Source organism: Paenibacillus amylolyticus (assembly GCF_051136285.1).
In the GTDB taxonomy this organism is placed as follows: domain Bacteria; phylum Bacillota; class Bacilli; order Paenibacillales; family Paenibacillaceae; genus Paenibacillus; species Paenibacillus amylolyticus_F.
The window spans coordinates 1,425,905-1,445,215 of the sequence record NZ_CP194938.1 but is presented as its reverse complement, the minus strand read 5'-3'; the positions used below and the strand labels follow the sequence as shown (position 1 = coordinate 1,445,215).

The window sequence follows — 19,311 nt, the reverse complement described above, 5'->3', positions numbered from 1 at the left end:
ATAAGCTCAAGGCGGAATAGTGGAGGATTAGATGCAAAACACGGATCTAAGGTCATATGTCAAGAAACATCCAGATAATAAAATGGCATGGTATTTGCTTGGCAAAGAGTATCTGGGCGAAGGACAGGAAGCGAAGGCGAATTATTGTTTCCAACAAGCGGGCGAAGTATACGAAGCTTTTGAACGCAGTAAAGCTCCTGCCGACATATGGATGGATTACCAGGAGAAGCTGGTAGAGGTGTCTGAGCAAAAGGAGAAAAAGAGACGCAAACGCAAAATGTGGCTGACGCTGCTCATGTTTTTGCTGTTAGCGGGACTTCCGCCTGCAGATGCTCCGGGTGGTAAACATGAGGTGGCTGACGCGCTATCCGCAGCTCTGGAGACTGAGGATGATGCATCAGATGCACAGCCTGTGAAAGAAGAACGAGGAGCGAGTAAAGCACCTGTGGAACAGAGCAATGTGTTCACTGCGGCTGCGTTTGGCGGCAAAAATGATGGAGGGGCTGCCCTTGCTGCAGTCTGGTCAATATCGGGTACTGGAGTTCATACTACAGCTGTACTCGGTATGCAGGCATCAGATAAATGGTTGGTTTGGAAGCGGGATATGCCTGTAAAATACATTGTGCAGACCAATTCAAAAGGCAAACTTACGGCTCAGAGTTATGATGCAAAACAATGTAACTGTAAACCGCCTGAAGCATCCTCCAAGATCAAACGGTTAGGTCTCGCTTGGACGAGCAAACAGGAGACAGCTGCCGTTTTATCCAGTGCCATCATATCCTATCATAAGCAGCATAAAACTTGGCCGAAGAGTGTCACAGCCCTGGCACAGCCGTTCCCTAACAATATTTTGGGTGAAACTTCAGCTGAAATGAGCGAGATGTTTCCAGCGCTGTTAGCGATGTCTCAAGCGAAGGTTCAAGCTGGGGAGGGGAGTTCTACTGGTGACGGGAAAACGCAGGTTGTTGAAACGTCCGAAGCGAAAAAGGCCCCGTTTGCGGATACATTGGGTGGACAGCCATTTTTAGAGAAACCGCTTGAGATTATCATCGACAAAAGTAACCACAGGCTGGCACTCATAAGCGGGAGTACGATCGTTCGGATGTATGAAGTGGGTCTGGGCGGGAAGCGGACGCCAGAGGGCTCATATGTCATTGCAGATAAAGTCGTTAATCCGAATGGTCACGCGAATGGAGAGTTTGGAAGTAGAGGCATGCAGCTCTCGAATACGAATTATGCCATCCACGGGACTAATGAGCCTGATAGCATCGGACTGGACGAGTCCCTTGGATGTGTGAGAATGAGCAAAGCGGATGTGGAGGAGTTGTTCGCCCTTGCTCCGCAAGGAACTCCGGTGCGCATCGGTAAAGATCTGCTGCCAGAGCTTACGCCTGCTCCGCAAGCCGAACAGCGGTATAAGTACAAACTTGTTCCGCAGCAGAACAATCCAAACAAAACATATCACTGGCTTAATTGATCCTGCGTATCTCTGATATATCGGTAATGTTCCCGTTCATCTCAAAGATCTTCATATGTATGTTCGGCTGGCTTGCTGAATCATCTACATATTGGCAATAATGATCAGTGCGCCAATGATAAGGATTAAACCGCCAACACTGGCTGCTGTCCATATAATGGCTTTGCGGTTAACCTCTTCTTTTTTTTGCTGTAATGCAGGTGGTTTGCGTTTTTGAGCCATGTCTTCTTTGTCCTCCTTAATAGGTATCGAACTGGTTTAGAGTAACCATGCTTTCATTGTAAAGAATTTGGCCCGCTATTTCCAGTAGTTGGGTTGATTTCTTGTGCATAGTTCATCTGAATTGAATTTTGTTTGTCTATGCGCAAATGACTTTCTTTTTGAAGGAGAAACGGCTAGACTTGTGTGTAGAGTTTTTTTAGATATGAGGACGGGGAGCGGCCAAATGGCGTACCGAACCAGAACGGAGTGAGTGATTTGTTATACAAAAGTCTTGCTAAACCTTTATTGTTTAAAATGGATCCTGAGCAGGCCCATCATCTGATCATTGGTGGTCTTAGCGGTGTAGGCAGAGTTCGTCCAGTTCCGTCGGGGCTACGTGTCATGTACGGCGTACGTGAAACACCGGATCTGGCAGTGGACATGTTCGGTTGTCATTTTCCTACACCGGTTGGTCTAGCCGCAGGTCTGGATAAAAACGGACAGGCCGTAACCGGTTTTTCCTCTATCGGTTTCGGATTTATGGAAGTGGGAACGGTGACTCCGCTGGCTCAGTCCGGCAATGATCAGCCTCGTTTGTTTCGTTTACCGCCAGATGAGGCGTTGGTGAATCGGATGGGTTTCAACAATCTGGGTGCAGAAGCGATGGCAGGCGAGCTTGCCCGTCTTCAGGAACGACGTATCCCCGTAGCGGTCAATATCGGTAAAAATAAAGCAACTCCAAATGAGGAAGCTCATCTGGATTATGCGAAATGTATACAGGCTTTATATACTTATGCAGATCTGTTTGTGGTCAATATCAGTTCACCAAATACACCGGATTTGCGTAATCTGCAACATGGGAATGAATTAAAAGAATTGCTGGCTGCGGTCATGACGGAGATGAACCATCAACAGGCTAAAGCTGGCGGAGCAGCCAAATCTGTGCTTGTCAAAATAGCGCCTGACGTGAATGATCAGGAACTTGAATATATGGTTAGTACGATTGCGGCGAGTGGAGTATCGGGTATCATTGCCACAAATACAACAATTAGCCGTGAGGGTCTTTCGCATCAGCATGCGAAGGAAACGGGCGGGCTCAGTGGCAAGCCGCTACGTGAACGTTCAACGGAAATCATTCGTCAGGTCTATAGACAGACGGAAGGCAAGCTTCCGATTATCGGCTCGGGTGGTATTTTTACAAGTGAGGATGCGTACGAGAAAATTAAAGCCGGGGCAAGTCTGGTGGAGATCTATACTGCGTTGATCTATGAAGGGCCGGAAGTGAATCGCCGGATCCATGCCGGATTGCGCGAATTGCTGCGTAAGGACGGTTATCATCATATTTCAGAGGCGGTTGGTGCAGACCACCGTTAAGGAGCAAGTTATAAACCCCAGACACGAATTATAGAAGCATGGAAGAGTAGATAATGGATCGGGACTCTTCCCCCCGGCAAACATCATGTATAATGGATAAGAACAGGGGATGCTATAGAGACAGGAGGCTTAACCATGGACGGTAGAGACTGGGGTACATTTTTACTTCCTTATGAACAAGCGGTAGAGGAATTAAAGGTCAAATTCAAGACGATGAGGGCCGAATTGAAAAAACGGGAAGAATATGCCCCGATTGAATTTGTTACTGGCCGTGTCAAAAAAATCTCCAGCATTCTGGAAAAATCAAGACGTCTGAATGTCGCACTGGACGATGTGGAGACAGGGATAGAGGATATTGCAGGCATTCGAATCATGTGCCAGTTCGTGGATGATATTCGCCGGGTTGCCGAGTACATCAGAGCACGGAAAGACTTAACGGTGTTAATTGAAAAAGATTATATAACCAACTTCAAAGAAAGTGGTTATCGAAGTTTCCATATGATTATTGAGTATCCTGTACAGACGGCTTTGGGGCAGAAAAAAGTGCTTGCCGAAATTCAGATCCGGACGCTTGCGATGAATTTCTGGGCAACGATCGAACATTCCCTGAGCTATAAATTTCGGGAAAGTCTGCCGGATGATATGAGAGCGAGACTGAAGAAAACGGCAGAAGCTGCCTTCGTACTGGATAACGAGATGTCAGCGATTCGTCTACAGATCCTTGAAGCGCAGAAAGCGTTTGAGGATGACTCCAATATTGTGTCAAGAACGCTAAGCATCATTCAGCAACTGTATTTCTATCATCTGGTTCATGAGGCGATTGAAGCACAGAGAAGATTTAATGATTGCTGGGAACGAAATGATATGGAGGGACTCAAAGTGCTGCTGGATGATGTGAAGGGACTCCTGAACAACGCCAGAAAGGGCGAAAATCCCGATGAACAGCTATGAACCGCTTTACATTGATTATCTGATTTATTTTAATCGGGATCAGGATTACTTTGAGTGTCACGAGGTGCTTGAGGAACTGTGGTTGGAGCGGAACCGTGATCCACTGTACAAAGGACTGTTACAGATCGCGGTGGGATTGTATCATTACCGGAACTGTAATATTCGTGGAGGACTTATGATGCTCCAAAGTTCACTGGAGTTGCTGGAATCGTATCCGGACAGTAGTATCGGAATCCGTCTTGGAGATTTGATTACGGATGTTCGTGAACTTGTAAAGGATTTACAGGGAAATGAACCTGAAACACTCCAGTATCGTGATCTGTCTATCACCATTGAAGACAGGGCACTTATCGAGCTGATTCAGATCAGATCTTTGGAGCTTACGCCCAATGTTCCACAGCGGCGAAGTCCAACACGAGGACGAATTTACGAAGAGAAAATGAAGGCAATGCAGCAGACTCAACTGCACGAGCACCAGGAGAAACGCTCATAATCATGCAAATAATTAGGATGAAACATCCTATGTCTTGAATACAAAACACCCCGATGATTCCGGTAAAGGAATCATCGGGGTGTTTTTGCTTGTTGAATATAGTCTTTTACCTGGAGTTCATTCAAGTTAGCTTTTACTTGGAGCTGTTGCGCTGCCTTTGTACTTTTCGAAAAATTGCTTGTAGTCATCCAGCGAATAACCGTTGTCGCTTCCGTTTTCTTTCAGGCCGCCAACCATGCGATCTTTCTCAACGCCATCTTGATAATAGACCAGTGTGGGTGTGAATTCAATGTTGTAATCGGTCCAACCCGCTTCGAACTCACGCAGATTAAATTGTGGAAGCTTGATTCCTTCACTGTCCACGAGCGGCATTAATTGTGGTGTCGTTGCACGGCAGTGTGAGCAGTCGGAAGCAAAGAAATAAACAAAGAAGCTGTCCTTCTTATCGATTCTGGCTTTCAGATCAGCGGGCAGGATAATCTGTTGATAGTTAGGATCATCGAGCAATTCCCGTGTTGCTGGATTAAGCTTGGAAGCTGCGATTCCATACGCGTTTTCTACAGTATCCATCTGTTTCTTGGACTCTTTGTTCACAAGAACCAGCGCAGCAATCATGACAACCAGTATACCGAGGAATATAAGGATTGTGGCACTCTTCTTTTTCTTCTTGGAATTCATTGTTCATCCCCCATTGTTCATATCGAGATATCATTGCGGCAAAAATAAAGGTTGGGATAATATACATAAACAACCGAATTTTTGCTTATAAAACAATCTATTAGCATTATACTACATTACACGCTGTAGTGGAATACACATGATAGGATAGGCAAGTAAAATCAGGATATGATAACATAGAGCAATATGTCATTTTAACAGGATAGGATGAGTGGAATTATGGCTGTACAGCTGCCTTTCATCTTTGCGGAGCGAATGCAACATTTGCTTGGCGAAGAATTTGAATCTTTTATGAAATCATATGAACAATCTCCGCATGCCGGACTTCGAGTTAATACACTTAAAATATCAGTGGAACAATTCGAAAAGATGGCCCCGTTTGACTTGAGACCCATTCCGTGGTGTGGAACTGGTTTTTATGTGCCTCATGGGGTGAAGCCCGGTCTGCATCCGTATTATCACGCGGGCCTGTATTATATTCAGGAACCAAGTGCAATGGCTCCGGTGGAGCAATTGAATGTAAAGCCGGGTGACCGCGTGTTAGACTTGTGTGCTGCGCCAGGGGGGAAATCCACTCAGATTGCTGCCAAGCTGCAAGGTAAGGGTGTGCTGGTCACGAATGATATTCATGCGGAGCGAACCAAAGCACTTGCCAAAAACGTGGAACTGTACGGCGTACGAAATGCCGTTGTGCTCAATGAGTCACCGGAGCGCATCGCGGATGCATTTCCTCATTATTTTGATAAAGTGCTGATTGATGCACCTTGCTCAGGCGAAGGCATGTTCCGCAAGGATGAAGACATGGTGAAATCCTGGGAACATCATTCTGTGGAGAAATGTGTGCTGATGCAGCGCGACATTCTGGAAACGGCAGCGCGGTTACTGGCTCCGGGAGGTACGATTGTTTATTCGACCTGTACCTTTGCACCGGAGGAAAACGAAGCGATGATCGCCGAGTTTTTGAAGATGAATCGTGACTTTGCAGTGGTAAATATTGCGGATAACGCTGGATTTGCCCCAGGACGCCCGGAGTGGGTGCGTCAGATGCTGCCAGTGCAGGCAGCTGAGACAGAAGAAGTGCTGGATCAAACGCGCGGCACAGCCCGATTGTGGCCTCATCTGTTAGAAGGGGAAGGACACTATGTTGCTGTGTTAAAACACATTGAGAGCATTGAGAGTGGCACGAGACGTTCAGAAGAACTTATTGATGAGTTTAATGGAAAGTCAGGTAAAGAGCTGTATGAAGAAAGACAAAGTATCGGACAACGTGTACAGGAGTCCGAATTGTTGCATGATCCAAGTGAGGATCGTTCCTTTTTACGATCGGCTTCGCTTCCTATGACCAAAGCCGATCGTAAAAAGGAACGTTTGTTACGGGTTGAATCCAGAGAAAGCAGTGACCGAAGTGCGCGAGGCGGCAAACACGCTTCTAAACCAGGTAAGAAAGGGAAAGAGGCTGGGGGTCGCAAGTCTGAACGAGGGCAAGGACGAGGTGCCGATTCAGGCTCGTTTGATCCTTTAGTGGTGTATACTCAATTTGTAAATGAAAATCTGGATATGACGTTCGCCGGGGAGACAGTATGTTACGGAGATCGTATATATCAGTCAGCGGTAGGTGCCTCCCGTCTGGAGGGACTTAAAGTGATTCGTCCGGGATGGTTTATGGGCACGATCAAGAATGGCCGCTTTGTACCCTCCCATCCACTGGCTTGCGCTTTGCGTTCATCGGAGGCGCGGCGTAGTGTGAATCTGTCCTCTACGGATGGGGAAGCGGTGAGGTACCTGAAAGGGGAAACGCTGAACATAGAGCAGGAACGGGTTAATTTCCAGGGAGGAACATCACCCAAGGGTTACGTGCTTGTATGTGTGGATGGATATGCTGCTGGTTGGGGCAAATGGCTGGATGGTGTGTTGAAAAATGAATACCCGGCAGGCTGGAGGTGGACATCGGTATGAGTGGGAAAGGAAAACAAACGCAGCGCTTGGACAAAATCTTGAGCCATATGGGTGTAGGAACACGCAGTGAGCTTAAAAAAATGGTGAAGCAGGGACGTATTCATGTGGACGGCAAAGCAGTGAAGGACAGCGGCATTCAGGTGGACCCGGAGATTAACGTTATTGAAGCGGATGGCGAGCGGCTTGTGTACCGGGAAATGATCTATCTGATGCTGCACAAACCGCCAGGCGTAGTATCTGCGACGGAGGATGCTCGGGATAAAACGGTGCTGGATCTGTTGCGCAAGGAAGATCGAATCTTTCAACCGTTTCCTATAGGGAGGCTGGATAAGGATACGGAGGGACTTCTTATTTTGACGAATGATGGCCCCCTCGCCCATGATCTGTTATCCCCTCGCAAACATGTGCCCAAAACGTATGAAGCACGGGTACGAGGAAAAGTAGACGTAGCGGATATTCAGCGTTTTGCAGCCGGGGTGCGGCTTGATGACGGGTACGAGACCATGCCCGCTGAACTGACCGTGCTGGGATACGAAGAAACAGACGAAGGCATTGTATCACTTATTTCGCTGATCATCCATGAAGGGAAATTTCATCAGGTTAAACGCATGTTCCAGGCTGTGGGCAAACGTGTTATCTACCTGAAACGTGTAGCGATGGGAGAACTGAAGCTGGCTTCCGATCTGGCGATCGGGAGTTACCGCGAATTAACAGCAGATGAATTGACCTATTTACGAAATAATGATGCAGCCAACTAAACAAAGATGAGGATGAAAATCATATGACGTATAAATTGATTGCGCTGGATGTTGACGGAACCTTGTTGAATGATCTTCATGAACTGACTGAATGGACTCAAGAAACGTTGATTCAGGCCTCGCGTCATGGGGCAGAGATTGTGCTCTGTTCAGGGCGCGGTCCGGCCAACACGATTCCTTTTATGAAACAGATGGGGCTGGATGGTTATGTTATTACGCATAACGGCGCTGTGACTGCACAGGTGGATACCCGGGAAGTCGTTCATCAGTTTGCTTTGGACACTCAGGGGCTTGAACCTATTATGACGTACTGCCGAGAAAATGATGTACATTTTGACATCAATACAGCCTTTGGTCTGTATGTGGATCAACCTGAAGGTCTGGAGCTGCAGGTAAGGCAGATGTATTACAATTTTCTGGCTGAGCCGCTTAAGCTACCCCGGTGGGCAGATATGACTGAACCTCTTGCTAAGTTTACAGCGTTTGGCCCTATCGAGCAGATGGACGCTGTCCAGCGCGAATGGACGTCCTGGAATTTGTCTTATTACATGACACGCAGCGGAGACTTTTTCATTGATCTGATGCATCCGGAAGCTTCCAAAGGAGCTGCGCTCAAAAGACTGGCTGATTCCAAAGGCATCGCGTCTTCTGAGATTATGGCCATCGGCAACTATTTCAATGACATTACGATGCTGACTTTCGCCGGGAAAGGGATTGCGATGGATAATTCTCCTGAAGAGGTGAAAGCAGCATCCGATGAGGTGACCTTGTCCAACAATGATGAGGGAGTTGCGCACGCCATTCACAAGTATATTTTATCCGTATAATTCTGTGTTTACTTGTTACCAGATCTGCGAAAATGGTCTCACTCGACCTGCGAAAATGTACAGTGCCTCATAAACTACTGTCTCCGGGGACATCCTAAGAGAATACGTTAGGAATGAGGAGGACTGGCAATGATACAGATCGATTTAACGACAGATCTGCGAACAGCAAGTGGTGAAGTGCAGGATATTATGGTGGATGACCGATATACAGGGTCGCTTTTACTGATTTACAGGGAAGGGGAGCGTCTGTCAGGCAGCCTTCAACTGGAACAGGAATCTATAGAAGAGGCAGTGGAACAGCTCATTATAGATAAGGTGCATGCTTATGTCCGTGCGCTTGCGGATGCGGTGGCGGTATCTTCCTATGAAGTTTTGGTGAGCTGTGGCACGTTGCATTCCGTCCTGCGACCAGTGGACATGCCTGAGGAGGAAGGATGGTCTTCCTCTGGAATAACAGCAACAGAGGATTACCTTGAGTATGACGAGAGCCGTTATGATGATGTATTACCTGACGAAGAGGTGAATCTCATTCCTGCATCTCGGGATGATTCTTTTACATACGAAGACCGGGAACATCTGCTGGAAATGGAGATGGTCAGTGCCGGTCGTAACTTATCAAGTTATGTGTTCAACGATGTCGAAGGAGAAGAGATGGCAGAAGCTACGCTGAAACAGTATGGAGCCGATGCACATGGAGAGATTCTTTGGTATGACGAACCTGATGAAACAGTACAGGAAGCTGCAGCGGAACTGCTTGTAAGGGAACTGGACGAGGAGATCATCGATACAATTACGATTCGGATGTGGCATCAGGGGAACGAACTGCAGACACTCGAGTGGGTGCACCGTGATTTTTCCGATGAACTGGAGGAAGACGAAGATCAAGAAGAATCATTGGATTCCATCGATGATTGGATCGAGCCGGAAGAAGTAGAAGAAGCAGGTTATGTCATGCTCAGGAACAGGGATCGGGAGTTCAGAATCTATGATCTATTTGTTCAGGAGCGCGGAGGCCTCCCGGTGGGTACGGCAACTATTGATACGTCCCATTCGGATCTGACGGGTTATATGGATTATGATGTGCCTGGCACGAGTGTGCAGCGGAGAACATTGGTGGAAGTGCTGATGCAAGAGCTGAATAAAGAGATCGAATTTGACTCCTTACATCTCACGATGTTGTATCGTAATCAGATTATTGATGAAGCCAAAATGGGAGGGTAAGAGGCGAACGCCTTTTATCCTTTTTTTTTTGAGTTTCTTGAATTGATTTTGACGAAAAAATCTTTTCCCGGTATAGTACGGTTAGTTATTTATTGCTCAGTTTTGAGAGCGATGGTATCGAATGGGAGCGATGTTTGGTTTTGGACGTAGTCCAAACCAAGGGAAGCAAGCAGTCGAAACCGGAGCATATGAGTTTGGAAAATGGAGGGGCATGATGACGGAATTATTTACAATTCGTAACCAATACATCAATGATGATTTTCAAGCGGTTCAGGCACAGCCAGAGGACACGGAAAAAGTCTTATCCTTGCTTGTGGAGACGGCTTCTTGGCTGAAAAGTAAAGGATCTTCCCAATGGAATGCATTGCTTCATGGGGAGGATTCTCATGATACACCTTCCGCTATTCGGCGAGGCGATGTCTTTGTTTTCAAAAAAGAGGAAGAGATCGCTGGAATGGTCATTCTCATGCAGAAGCCAAGTCCGTGGGATCTCAAGTTATGGGGAGATCAGGCCCATGCGAAAGATAAAGCACTCTATCTGCATCGACTTGCGATTCGAAGAAAATATGCTCGAATGGGTCTGGGGAAATCCATATTACAATGGTCAACCAGCGGCATACAATTTAAAGAAAAATCTCTCGTACGACTTGATTGCGGCGCTGACAATGTTAGGTTAAATGCTTTTTATGCAGGAAATGGATTCAGTTATGCAGGGGCTCACGAAGGATTCAGCATTTATGAGAAGCCGGTTGAGTTGTAGAGAAACTTGTTGAGATATACTGGTGAGAAAATGATAAAAAGAAGCCGGAAGCGGATAAGCTTATCCGGCTATATTTATGTGAACAGCTGAAAGGATCGATGAAGCCAAGAAATGTGAATATAAGCTTCTGTATGGAGCGTTGATTGAATACGTTGTATATACGACTTGATATTTTAGTTGTCAAAATGGTGGATGTTCAAGCTTTTTTATGTCATAATTAACATTGATGGTATGCAATAAAATGCATGAAAATACATTTTGGTGTAAAGAACGAAGTGCATGGCTCTAGAGCCGCTTTACTGAACATATGTTCTAATATAGAATAAATGAATGTGGAAGAAGAGAAATGAAGCTGGGAAAGGGGGATAATGACGTTGAAATTGCTACAGGCCCTATTTTTTCCTCCGGAGCAGCCCGGAGGTGTATCATCTATGATTCCTTACATGCAGGAGAGATTTGCGAGTCCAAGATGGGAGATGGACCTGTTCTCCTTGCCCAAACGAATTCGGAACAAAGGGCGAGAGGAAGTCCAGTTTGAAACGTTTGATTGGACCATCTATCAGGATAGCCCTGTGGTGCAAAAATATATTCAGACCTATCGCGACTATCTATGGTGGACCCGGCTTCGGATTCAAAAGTCCTATGATCTGATCCATGCTCATCACCCTATTGCAGGGCTTGCGATGAAAACGGTATTTCCTGAGGTTCCGCTCATTCAGACGATTCACTCCAGTTACGAAAGAGAACTTATCCTTAATGGACGTATTGAGCCAAATGGATTAGAGCATCAGTTCCTGCAAGCCATTTATGGAGAACTTGAGCATCGTGCAGAGCGATTGTTAACGGTATCCGATTCGTTCCGTCGATATTTGAGCCCGTATGTGAAACATCCAGAACGCATTGGAATTATTCCGAATGGTTTTGATGAAAAACGGTTTAAGCCGATTCCACATGAGAATGCAGTTCCGCAATTGGTCACGGTCTGCCGTCTTGTTCCGGCTAAAGGACTTGATATTTTGTTTAAAGCCTGTGCCGAACTGAAGGATAGAGGGCATGATTATGTGCTCCATATTATTGGAGATGGACCGATTCGACCTGATCTTGAAGAGTTGGCACAGCGTTTGGGAATCTATAATGAGACCATATTCTATGGATATACGCTGCATCCTGAAGAGTTTATGCCGTTCTTTGATGTGTTTGTACTGCCATCACGTGCAGAAGCCTTTGGTTCGGTGTTCGCTGAAGCGGCGTTAAGCTGTCTGGCTCTTGTTGGCACGGACGTAGGAGGAATACCTGAACAGATTGAAGATGGAATAAACGGCCTGCTTGTGCCACCTGAAAATCCATCTGCTCTGGCTGATGCTCTGGAAAAGGTCATGCTGGACCCGGCGTATCGTTATGAACTGGCTCGTTCCGCTTGTGAAAAAGCTAAAACCTTCTATTCGCTGGGAAGATCGGTGAATGATTTGAAAAAGATGTATCTGCAATTTCAGACGCAAGTCGGAGGATAGCAACATTCATGGAAAAAGCCGCTGTAGGTATACAGCGGCTTTTGCTTTTGGTATTTAACAGATTTTAAAATAGCCAATCCTTTGGATTACTTGCTAATTCCTGAACAGCATTCATGAACAATCCGGCGTGGTAACCATCACAAACCGAGTGATGAACCTGTAGTGATAATGGCAAAAATATTGAATGCTCTTTATGAATGAATCTCCCTGCCGTAATAATGGGTAGGAGGTAACGGCTATTGTTATTAATATTTAAGTTGAATCCAGTAAAAGATGTCCATGGAATCATAGAAAGAGAGAAAATATTTTCAGGTATAGGTGTCTTGGGAAACAACTTGCCTGAACGTTTATATTTTTCTATATCGGAAATATAGTCGTCTTGAAACGTATTGAAATCATTTGTAACACGAGTCCAAATGGCGGAGAATGACTCAGATGGTTGATCAAAGATGGTATAAAGTGGATCCAGCGTATCCCAATAACCTAGATCTCCATCACTATTGAAACTCGTTCTAAAAGAGGCATGTGAATTGATTACACTCGTGATCAAAAAGATAAACGCAGGATAGAATCGATATTCTTTTTGTTTGATGAGTTGATATACAGCACTGATATCAATTTCATTGGTTAGGCTGAATGAAGTATTTTGATTCATATAGTGATGAAATATGTCTGTTCTCTTCCAAGTGCTAAAATCAATTTTATTAAAATTCATTAGATGAGCCTCCTAAATTTTATCTGAAGCGGATTTAGGAGGCGAAGTTGTCTGCTTTCTTCATAAAGAACCCATCCTTAATTAAGATTTACTTTGAATTGTACCATAACATGATCTAACTTAATAACGGTTTAACTCCCATATCTGTGCATTCAATTCGTGTTGTTCCGACCACGAAATGTGCCCCAGCGATCCATAATGAGTTTACCAGCCCAAAAGAGTGCCATACATCCAAAGATGGGGTAAAGAATGGATAAGAGGGAGCTGAAGCCAAATTGGCTGAGCGAGTAACACAACATCATGATGACTAGTGTAATCAATCGGGGATGAACCTGGACATGTTGCCTGAGCTGCAAGGTCATGCCGTAGATGTCGGCAACAAACGTCGTGAAGATTTCCATGAAAATGAGTGTGACATATACGGACTGCACAACCCATCCCAGCTGAAAAGCGATACTGCCCATCGGGATTTCGAATTGTATGATGCCTGGCATCTGGGCCGACATGGCAAAATGGGCTGCCATTAGCATAAAACCAACGCCGATTCCCCCTGTAATTCCGCCCCATTTTAACGTATTACGATGACGAATCTGGTTGCCAACAGGTACAAGTACCGCTTGAGCCAGCGCGAGATTAAAGGCAGTGTAGAGCAGTGGGGATAACCATACTTGAATAGGATTGCTATCTGTTGTTAGTGTGACAAAACGAAAAACACCTGGATGATGGAGTGTACTGAAAATCATAAGCAGGGAGAGCAGGAGCATCATGGGCACAACAATGCTGTTCATTTGCAAAATAGCCTGCATTCCGCGACCCAGAAGAAGATATGTACCAATCAAAGTAATGATCAGGCCCGTCTGGTAATGCAAACCCAGATGTTCCATAAAAACAGAACCTGCCCCGGCGAGCATGACGCTGTTAACGCCGATGAGAACGATAAGAGTTACCCATGTGATCCATTTACCAGTCTTATGGCCGAATAGATGTTTGTTAAGATCCTCATAGGAACGAGAGCGGGTATCATGAGCAATAAGCATCATTTTGGTTCCGAGCCAGACAAAAAGCATGGTGGACAAAGCGATGGTGATTGTGGCCCACTTGCCATACTGGGTGAAAAACTGCAATATTTCCTGCCCTGTGGCGAAGCCGGCTCCTACGACGGTTCCGATGTATGTGAATGCAATCTGTAGCACCCGGAATACCTGTTTCAATGCGTTACCCCTTTCAGGTCCCGGGATTGGTTAGCCATGCGGGTACCATAGTACAAGTTATGCTTGACCCATAAAACTCATGACAGCAGGATGAGGAGCGAATGAATGATGGTGTGATCCAATCTTATGATGGATTTCGCTTGAACTTGTAGCTCGATATATGATACTTTAAACCTCATAGGATAGGCTTGGGAGGTCAAATCATGGATGTATTAAAACAAAGAATTTTACAAGAAGGTGTCGTCATTTCGGATCAGGTCTTGAAGCTGGATGGTCTTCTGAACCATCAGATTGATCCTGCATTAACGATGGAGATGGGACGTGAGTTTGCTGCGCGTTTCCGAGAGAGTGGAGTGACACGGGTGATTACGGTTGAATCTTCGGGTATTCCGGTGGCTTTTGCCGCAGCTCATGAACTGGGGGTGCCCTTGGTATTTGCCCGCCGTAAAAAAACGCTTCTGGCTGATCCTGATGCTTACTGCGAACGTGTGCCATCCTTTACGAAAGGAATCGTAACGGACATTATGGTATCTCGCGAATACATTCATGAGCATGACCGCATTTTATTCATTGATGATATTATAGCGAACGGAGATGCTGCTCGCGGTGTCATCAAAATTATCGAGCGTTCTGGCGCAGAGCTGGTAGGATTCGGTGTGGTGGTGGAGAAGTGCTTCCAGGCTGGTGCACGCACGATCCGGGAGCAAGGCATTCCAGTGGAAGCCCTTGTACGCATTCGTTCACTGAATAATGGCACCGTGCAATTCGACGATAATGAAATCTAACTTTTTGAAGGAAATAGGGCCTAATTTTTTAACTATGGCTTTGCATGGCCGTCGATTTCCTTTATAATGGGGTTATGTTAGGGAGAGGAGGCAACAACATGGGGAACCAACCGGCAACAGACCAATTTTTTATTGATAAGCTGGCGAAATCGAAAGTTCATTTTGAACGTGCCCTGGATTGTAAACATACGGAATTTGATGACCTTTATCCCTATATGATTGAACATCCTCAATTTTTCTGGTACAAACGCTATGTTGCCTGGTCAGAATTGCTGACGATTGTAGGCTTGTGTGAAGAGTTGTCCTTCTCTTGGAAAGAACAATTTACACCGCACCAAGTGGAGTACCTTGAAGAACGTGTGATGTCCGCCAAAGTGCTTGATTTTTGGTTCGAGAAGAACGACAGCAAAGAGCACGCGCAGCGGTAACTCTCAGTCGGGACATTATTTTTCGAATGACATAACAGTCCAATACAGTCACGTGAGACCTAAATGGCTTTTCATTTAGGTCTCTTTTTGTAAACGAATTTGAGTATAGGAGTTAGGGACATGATTAGTGATACAGAGTTGGATGCCCTGCGTTTGTCAGGCGAGAAAGTAAGAGTAGTGCGGGATGAGCTGGAGTCTAACGACGTAACGGGCATCGTGGTAGCCTGGGATGATAAACAAGTACTTATTCGCAGGCAGAATCGCCGTGTTGTGAAGCTGGATCGGTCTTACCGGTATCAGTTGTTCAGTGAGCCTCGTCAAAGTGTTTTAAGTGAATAAATAATGGATTCACGTTACCGGAAATCTTTTCCAAATAGAATGTCTGCAACACCAAATGTTTGGAATTACCATCAAGGCTGGGCATAATTGCGACACAGACGAGGGAAGATAGGTACAGTGGAACAAATCGCTGTATTTACAGCCGAGAGGGTGTGCTGCAAGTCATGACATTGATGAATGATAAAGTTCACGCTTATAAGGATCAGATTGGCGCATTAAGTGATGTTCTCCCTGATGTGGTGAAATCATATCATGAGTTTACGGGTGAGTGCTTCCAGCCTGGTGTGCTTGATGCCAAAACCAAACAGTTAATTGCGCTAGGTATCGGTTTGTTTGCTAATAATGAAGTGTGCACGTTCTATCATGTAGAAGAGGCACGTTCCAAGGGCGCGACTGATCAGGAGATCATGGAGACCGTAGCTGTCGCTGGAGCCGTTGGCGGCGGGCATGCTCTGTCACAAGGAGCAATGAGGGTGCAGAAGGCGCTGCATTAATAAGAGGTCAAAGTAAAAGGTCATACGGCTCTTCTATTGAGCCGTATGACCTTTTTTTGAAGTTCATCCTTACTTTCTTTACTGTTTGATTTCTTGTTGTACTTGTCTACATCTGCAAATTGCTCCATGATGGAGTATTTTGCAGTATACATAATTCTGGATCTTCCCGTGTCATATTCGATGTTTGAGCGATCATTTTCCCAAAGATAAATAAGGGAGTTAGCAAAGGTTTCGCTCTTCGGCTCACCATATTTCTGAGTAAGTTCTGCGAGGATTTCATCGGATTCTTGGCTGCTTAACGTGTCAAAATGATAAAATGCCTGTCGCAGTAAGAAGTCATCCAGTGGATATGCACTTGCTGCATTTTTCATTTATTCTATGCGCTGATCCATAAGCTTGTAAATTTCTTCTTTCCTTGATTCTGTCGTTTCTGGATTTTCTAATTCCTTAAGCAATGTATTACTTTCGTTCATTAGATCCCAGCGGCTTGTATTATCTAAAAGATCAATAAAAACGTATGTAGCGTCAGCTTTTTTACCAAGAACAATTAGATTAGAGTATTTAATGCTTTTCTCATGATCATAAACTTTGTCCTCTTCATAAGTAGTGTTCCCATTCTTTTTTTCAGTTCCAATGACCTTGTCGATCTTGGTGCCCCAAGAAAGATCTCGAAAATCGTTCGCACTCCCGTTACTACAACCTAGGATTGTGAATATTAAAGCAGCAAAACTTAAAACGAACATAATTTTCTTTATTTTTTGTCTGATCTCCTGTCATGTCCATAAATATTTTACAGGGTTTAGGGAAGCACTTGAAGACAAAAAATGGATAAAAAAAGAGAAGCACCATTGTGGCTACTTCTCTCTTTATCGTTTAGCATTAGATTTTACCTAGCATTTTGTTATACATAAATTGACCTGTAACGCGTCTTGCTGTCACATAACGATCGCTGAAGTAAGGGTTAGACAACTTGGTGATGCTGATCCCTTTGCTAGTGGAAGCATGTGCGAATTGACCTCCGCCAATGTATACTCCTGTATGTGAGATGCCTCTGCCAGTTGTATTGAAAAATACTAGGTCTCCTGTGCGAATGCTCGCTTTGGATATCGGAGTCCCTGTTTTGGCTTGTTGTTGCGACGTGCGTGGCAATTCAATGCTGTATTTGTTAAAAAGATATCTCATAAACCCGGAACAATCGAAGCCAGCCATAGTTGTGCCGCCCCACTTGTACGGGATGCCTGTCATATTGTTAACCATTGTATTAATTGTGCTTGCCTCTGTGTTTGTTGCTCCGGATGTAAATAGTACAGCAGCTCCAAAAATGGAAATAATCAGTTTTTTCAAAATCAATGTTCTCCCTTCGATGCCTACGGAGTTAGCTAAGGGTTCGGTAGAAGGTTCCCTATATTTCCTATGTATAAGAATAATTCACCCAAAATGGTTCCCCCGTTTTCAATCCTGAAACTCGGCAAATGAATAATTAAGTTTTTGTAACTATTTGAAACTATATTGCATAAATACGTAATTGTCAAACCTATTTAAAGCACTTCTTTTAGCGTCAATGTTAGCGGAATTATCGTTTTTAGTCATAATTATGTTTAAAAAGGGCGGAAAAGATTACAAAAAAGTCATTACTGGTTCATTGGGGACAAGTATGGATAATAAACAAGCTTGTCAAGAGCTAAAAGGGTGCTCCTTTATGTTAAATTAAAGAAAATATATATATGATGTTGCATATATTGACAAATGTTTGTTTATTGCATATCATACAATTATTAAATACAAAATTTGTATTTAAATTGTTTTCATTGGAATTATTATGAAGGAGTAATCAAATTTGTGAATTGGGGAGTGTGTTGTCTTGTGAAGGCAAAAAAATTAGTAACATTTGTACTGGCATGTTCAATGGTGTTTTCCGTCGCGGGAATGACCGTTCTTCCTGCACTAACCGTATCGGCGGCAGATGCCTCTGGTACAACAGCGAGTTTATCCGATATTTTGAAAAATCAGCGCCCGGATGGTGGCTGGAGAAAAGATTATAGTCAGACGTCAGGTGAATGGGCCAAGTCAACAATTGATAATAAAGCTACATATTCAGAAATTAGAAGACTTGCAAGTGAATTCAAGAAAACAAATGATCAGCGATACTCGGCTGCTGCAATCAAAGGCATCCATTTTTTACTTAACATGCAATACTCCAATGGCGGCTGGCCACAAGTCTATCAAAGTTCCGGTTATCATAAACATATTACCTATAATGATGATGCGATGATTAATGTGATGTACATGCTCGATGAAGTCGCAGCACGTAAGGGGAACTTTTCCTTTATCGACAGTTCACTCGCAAATCGTAGTAAAAATGCGGTTTCTAAAGGGGTGGACGCCATCCTGAATACCCAGGTGGTATCCGGTGGGAAGTTAACGGCTTGGGGACAGCAGCATGATTCCAGTTCACTGAGACCTGCAGGAGCCAGAATCTATGAAGTGCCGTCACTAACGTCAGGTGAAAGTGTAAATATTGTGAAGTTTCTGAAAACGAGACCGGCTAATTCGAGAATTACTGCATCAATCAAAGGTGCTGAAGCTTGGTTTAACAAAGTGAAAATTACAGGATATCGGTATGAGCGTGCGAATGGGGACAGCCGAATCATTGCTGATTCCAGTGCATCCCCAATCTGGGCGCGTTTCTATGAACTCGGTACGGATAAACCTATCTTTGTTGGACGTGATGGCGTCGTGAAATATAAGCTGAGTGATATTGAAAAGGAAAGAAGAGGCGGTTATGCATGGTACGGCAACTGGCCGTCCAAGCTGTAGAAGATCTTTTTCGACTGTAGTGTATAACACCACCAGCAGCTGTTATGTATAACTTCATCATAGGCAAGCCCAATATGTGCGAACCGGATACGTATTCGGTTCGCACATATTCATATATTCTTATATATTGACAGGTTAAACCACACATGATATATTATTTCTTGTCGCCGATAATAATTGGTGAGACACATGATATGCGGTCGTGGCGGAATTGGCAGACGCGCACGGTTCAGGTCCGTGTGGGCTAACCCCCCGTGGAGGTTCGAGTCCTCTCGACCGCATCGAATAAAAAGGTTCCTCAGATTAACTTCTGAA

General features: G+C 44.8%; 22 protein-coding genes, 1 tRNA gene and 1 riboswitch. Of the genes, 16 read left to right on the top strand and 7 right to left on the bottom strand.

Annotation, left to right across the window (positions count from 1 at the left end; translation table 11 throughout):
* Window positions 1-31 precede the first annotated feature (31 nt).
* Window positions 32-1,477 carry a L,D-transpeptidase gene (locus ACR8BL_RS06415; RefSeq protein WP_434756611.1) on the top strand — a complete coding sequence of 482 codons (1,446 nt, stop codon included), beginning with the start codon at window positions 32-34 and terminating at the stop codon, window positions 1,475-1,477.
* Window positions 1,478-1,561: 84 nt separating this feature from the next.
* Here the strand turns inward: ACR8BL_RS06415 and ACR8BL_RS06410 are convergent, their stop codons facing one another.
* Window positions 1,562-1,699, bottom strand: a complete 138-nt coding sequence (locus ACR8BL_RS06410; protein WP_434751832.1) for a hypothetical protein — start codon at window positions 1,697-1,699, stop codon at window positions 1,562-1,564.
* A 255-nt stretch (window positions 1,700-1,954) separates the two neighbouring features.
* Between ACR8BL_RS06410 and ACR8BL_RS06405 the strand changes: the two genes are divergently transcribed.
* From ACR8BL_RS06405 to ACR8BL_RS06395, 3 genes are all read left to right on the top strand, one after another.
* Window positions 1,955-3,052, top strand: a complete 1,098-nt coding sequence (locus tag ACR8BL_RS06405) for a quinone-dependent dihydroorotate dehydrogenase (RefSeq protein ID WP_434753035.1) — start codon at window positions 1,955-1,957, stop codon at window positions 3,050-3,052.
* 135 nt (window positions 3,053-3,187) lie between these two features.
* The gene (locus ACR8BL_RS06400; RefSeq protein WP_434751831.1) at window positions 3,188-4,003 is read left to right on the top strand and encodes a GTP pyrophosphokinase; all 816 of its coding nucleotides are present in this window, start codon (window positions 3,188-3,190) and stop codon (window positions 4,001-4,003) included.
* Entirely contained in the window at window positions 3,990-4,496 is a 507-nt protein-coding gene (locus tag ACR8BL_RS06395) for a DUF309 domain-containing protein (protein WP_434751830.1), read from the top strand. The genes ACR8BL_RS06400 and ACR8BL_RS06395 overlap by 14 nt, the downstream gene beginning before the upstream one ends.
* Before the next feature lie 126 nt (window positions 4,497-4,622).
* On the opposite strand, the gene ACR8BL_RS06390 is transcribed toward ACR8BL_RS06395, so the two are convergent.
* The gene (locus tag ACR8BL_RS06390; RefSeq protein WP_434751829.1) at window positions 4,623-5,174 is read right to left on the bottom strand and encodes a thioredoxin family protein; all 552 of its coding nucleotides are present in this window, start codon (window positions 5,172-5,174) and stop codon (window positions 4,623-4,625) included.
* Between the two features lie 219 nt (window positions 5,175-5,393).
* Between ACR8BL_RS06390 and ACR8BL_RS06385 the strand changes: the two genes are divergently transcribed.
* The 6 genes from ACR8BL_RS06385 (at window position 5,394) to ACR8BL_RS06360 (ending at window position 12,207) form a co-directional block, all read left to right on the top strand.
* A complete protein-coding gene (locus tag ACR8BL_RS06385) occupies window positions 5,394-7,130 on the top strand; it encodes an RsmB/NOP family class I SAM-dependent RNA methyltransferase (protein ID WP_434753034.1) in 1,737 nt (578 codons plus the stop codon).
* Complete coding sequence (locus ACR8BL_RS06380; protein WP_434751828.1) at window positions 7,127-7,888, top strand: pseudouridine synthase; 762 nt, start codon at window positions 7,127-7,129, stop codon at window positions 7,886-7,888. Before ACR8BL_RS06385 ends, ACR8BL_RS06380 begins: the two co-directional genes overlap by 4 nt.
* 23 nt (window positions 7,889-7,911) lie before the next feature.
* Window positions 7,912-8,715: a Cof-type HAD-IIB family hydrolase gene (locus ACR8BL_RS06375; RefSeq protein WP_434751827.1), complete on the top strand. Its 804-nt coding sequence runs from the start codon at window positions 7,912-7,914 to the stop codon at window positions 8,713-8,715.
* Between the two features lie 129 nt (window positions 8,716-8,844).
* Window positions 8,845-9,936: a hypothetical protein gene (locus ACR8BL_RS06370; RefSeq protein ID WP_434751826.1), complete on the top strand. Its 1,092-nt coding sequence runs from the start codon at window positions 8,845-8,847 to the stop codon at window positions 9,934-9,936.
* A gap of 121 nt (window positions 9,937-10,057) precedes the next feature.
* Window positions 10,058-10,696, top strand: coding sequence for a GNAT family N-acetyltransferase (locus tag ACR8BL_RS06365; protein ID WP_434751825.1), 639 nt, complete (start codon window positions 10,058-10,060; stop codon window positions 10,694-10,696).
* Between the two features lie 374 nt (window positions 10,697-11,070).
* Window positions 11,071-12,207: a glycosyltransferase family 4 protein gene (locus ACR8BL_RS06360; protein ID WP_434751824.1), complete on the top strand. Its 1,137-nt coding sequence runs from the start codon at window positions 11,071-11,073 to the stop codon at window positions 12,205-12,207.
* A gap of 64 nt (window positions 12,208-12,271) precedes the next feature.
* Here ACR8BL_RS06360 and catA read toward each other — a convergent pair whose 3' ends face one another.
* Both catA and ACR8BL_RS06350 read right to left on the bottom strand, forming a co-directional pair.
* Window positions 12,272-12,922, bottom strand: coding sequence for a type A chloramphenicol O-acetyltransferase (catA, locus tag ACR8BL_RS06355; protein WP_434751823.1), 651 nt, complete (start codon window positions 12,920-12,922; stop codon window positions 12,272-12,274).
* Between the two features lie 152 nt (window positions 12,923-13,074).
* A complete protein-coding gene (locus ACR8BL_RS06350; RefSeq protein WP_434751822.1) occupies window positions 13,075-14,133 on the bottom strand; it encodes a YkvI family membrane protein in 1,059 nt (352 codons plus the stop codon).
* 203 nt (window positions 14,134-14,336) lie between these two features.
* Between ACR8BL_RS06350 and ACR8BL_RS06345 the strand changes: the two genes are divergently transcribed.
* From ACR8BL_RS06345 to ACR8BL_RS06330, 4 genes are all read left to right on the top strand, one after another.
* On the top strand, window positions 14,337-14,918 hold the full coding sequence (locus tag ACR8BL_RS06345; protein ID WP_434751821.1) for a xanthine phosphoribosyltransferase: 582 nt from the start codon (window positions 14,337-14,339) through the stop codon (window positions 14,916-14,918).
* Window positions 14,919-15,016: 98 nt separating this feature from the next.
* The gene (locus ACR8BL_RS06340; RefSeq protein WP_434751820.1) at window positions 15,017-15,346 is read left to right on the top strand and encodes a hypothetical protein; all 330 of its coding nucleotides are present in this window, start codon (window positions 15,017-15,019) and stop codon (window positions 15,344-15,346) included.
* Between the two features lie 120 nt (window positions 15,347-15,466).
* Window positions 15,467-15,685 (top strand): hypothetical protein, encoded by a 219-nt coding sequence (locus ACR8BL_RS06335; protein WP_434751819.1) that lies wholly within the window; start codon window positions 15,467-15,469, stop codon window positions 15,683-15,685.
* 164 nt (window positions 15,686-15,849) lie between these two features.
* Window positions 15,850-16,179: a carboxymuconolactone decarboxylase family protein gene (locus tag ACR8BL_RS06330; protein ID WP_090924755.1), complete on the top strand. Its 330-nt coding sequence runs from the start codon at window positions 15,850-15,852 to the stop codon at window positions 16,177-16,179.
* A gap of 20 nt (window positions 16,180-16,199) precedes the next feature.
* Here ACR8BL_RS06330 and ACR8BL_RS06325 read toward each other — a convergent pair whose 3' ends face one another.
* The 3 genes from ACR8BL_RS06325 to ACR8BL_RS06315 form a co-directional block, all read right to left on the bottom strand.
* On the bottom strand, window positions 16,200-16,550 hold the full coding sequence (locus tag ACR8BL_RS06325) for a hypothetical protein (RefSeq protein WP_434751818.1): 351 nt from the start codon (window positions 16,548-16,550) through the stop codon (window positions 16,200-16,202).
* Window positions 16,551-16,922 carry a hypothetical protein gene (locus ACR8BL_RS06320; RefSeq protein ID WP_434751817.1) on the bottom strand — a complete coding sequence of 124 codons (372 nt, stop codon included), beginning with the start codon at window positions 16,920-16,922 and terminating at the stop codon, window positions 16,551-16,553. It lies immediately after the preceding gene.
* Between the two features lie 136 nt (window positions 16,923-17,058).
* A complete protein-coding gene (locus tag ACR8BL_RS06315) occupies window positions 17,059-17,523 on the bottom strand; it encodes a C40 family peptidase (protein ID WP_434751816.1) in 465 nt (154 codons plus the stop codon).
* 5 nt (window positions 17,524-17,528) lie between these two features.
* Window positions 17,529-17,660, bottom strand: a riboswitch (cyclic di-AMP (ydaO/yuaA leader).
* A 382-nt stretch (window positions 17,661-18,042) separates the two neighbouring features.
* Here ACR8BL_RS06315 and pelA point away from each other — a divergent pair.
* Together pelA and ACR8BL_RS06305 are read left to right on the top strand one after the other, a co-directional pair.
* Window positions 18,043-18,996, top strand: a complete 954-nt coding sequence (gene pelA / locus ACR8BL_RS06310) for a pectate lyase (protein WP_434751815.1) — start codon at window positions 18,043-18,045, stop codon at window positions 18,994-18,996.
* Between the two features lie 196 nt (window positions 18,997-19,192).
* Window positions 19,193-19,277, top strand: a tRNA-Leu gene (locus tag ACR8BL_RS06305).
* Window positions 19,278-19,311: the final 34 nt, after the last annotated feature.

What these genes read in the sequence shown, in the direction of transcription:
- ACR8BL_RS06415 (WP_434756611.1), top strand. Translation starts at nt 32, where the DNA reads ATGCAAAACACGGATCTAAGGTCATATGTCAAGAAACATCCAGATAAT.
- ACR8BL_RS06410 (WP_434751832.1), bottom strand. Translation starts at nt 1,699, where the DNA reads ATGGCTCAAAAACGCAAACCACCTGCATTACAGCAAAAAAAAGAAGAG.
- ACR8BL_RS06400 (WP_434751831.1), top strand. Translation starts at nt 3,188, where the DNA reads ATGGACGGTAGAGACTGGGGTACATTTTTACTTCCTTATGAACAAGCG.
- ACR8BL_RS06395 (WP_434751830.1), top strand. Translation starts at nt 3,990, where the DNA reads ATGAACAGCTATGAACCGCTTTACATTGATTATCTGATTTATTTTAAT.
- ACR8BL_RS06390 (WP_434751829.1), bottom strand. Translation starts at nt 5,174, where the DNA reads ATGAATTCCAAGAAGAAAAAGAAGAGTGCCACAATCCTTATATTCCTC.
- ACR8BL_RS06385 (WP_434753034.1), top strand. Translation starts at nt 5,394, where the DNA reads ATGGCTGTACAGCTGCCTTTCATCTTTGCGGAGCGAATGCAACATTTG.
- ACR8BL_RS06380 (WP_434751828.1), top strand. Translation starts at nt 7,127, where the DNA reads ATGAGTGGGAAAGGAAAACAAACGCAGCGCTTGGACAAAATCTTGAGC.
- ACR8BL_RS06375 (WP_434751827.1), top strand. Translation starts at nt 7,912, where the DNA reads ATGACGTATAAATTGATTGCGCTGGATGTTGACGGAACCTTGTTGAAT.
- ACR8BL_RS06370 (WP_434751826.1), top strand. Translation starts at nt 8,845, where the DNA reads ATGATACAGATCGATTTAACGACAGATCTGCGAACAGCAAGTGGTGAA.
- ACR8BL_RS06365 (WP_434751825.1), top strand. Translation starts at nt 10,058, where the DNA reads ATGGGAGCGATGTTTGGTTTTGGACGTAGTCCAAACCAAGGGAAGCAA.
- catA (WP_434751823.1), bottom strand. Translation starts at nt 12,922, where the DNA reads ATGAATTTTAATAAAATTGATTTTAGCACTTGGAAGAGAACAGACATA.
- ACR8BL_RS06345 (WP_434751821.1), top strand. Translation starts at nt 14,337, where the DNA reads ATGGATGTATTAAAACAAAGAATTTTACAAGAAGGTGTCGTCATTTCG.
- ACR8BL_RS06340 (WP_434751820.1), top strand. Translation starts at nt 15,017, where the DNA reads ATGGGGAACCAACCGGCAACAGACCAATTTTTTATTGATAAGCTGGCG.
- ACR8BL_RS06335 (WP_434751819.1), top strand. Translation starts at nt 15,467, where the DNA reads ATGATTAGTGATACAGAGTTGGATGCCCTGCGTTTGTCAGGCGAGAAA.
- ACR8BL_RS06330 (WP_090924755.1), top strand. Translation starts at nt 15,850, where the DNA reads ATGACATTGATGAATGATAAAGTTCACGCTTATAAGGATCAGATTGGC.
- ACR8BL_RS06325 (WP_434751818.1), bottom strand. Translation starts at nt 16,550, where the DNA reads ATGAAAAATGCAGCAAGTGCATATCCACTGGATGACTTCTTACTGCGA.
- ACR8BL_RS06320 (WP_434751817.1), bottom strand. Translation starts at nt 16,922, where the DNA reads ATGTTCGTTTTAAGTTTTGCTGCTTTAATATTCACAATCCTAGGTTGT.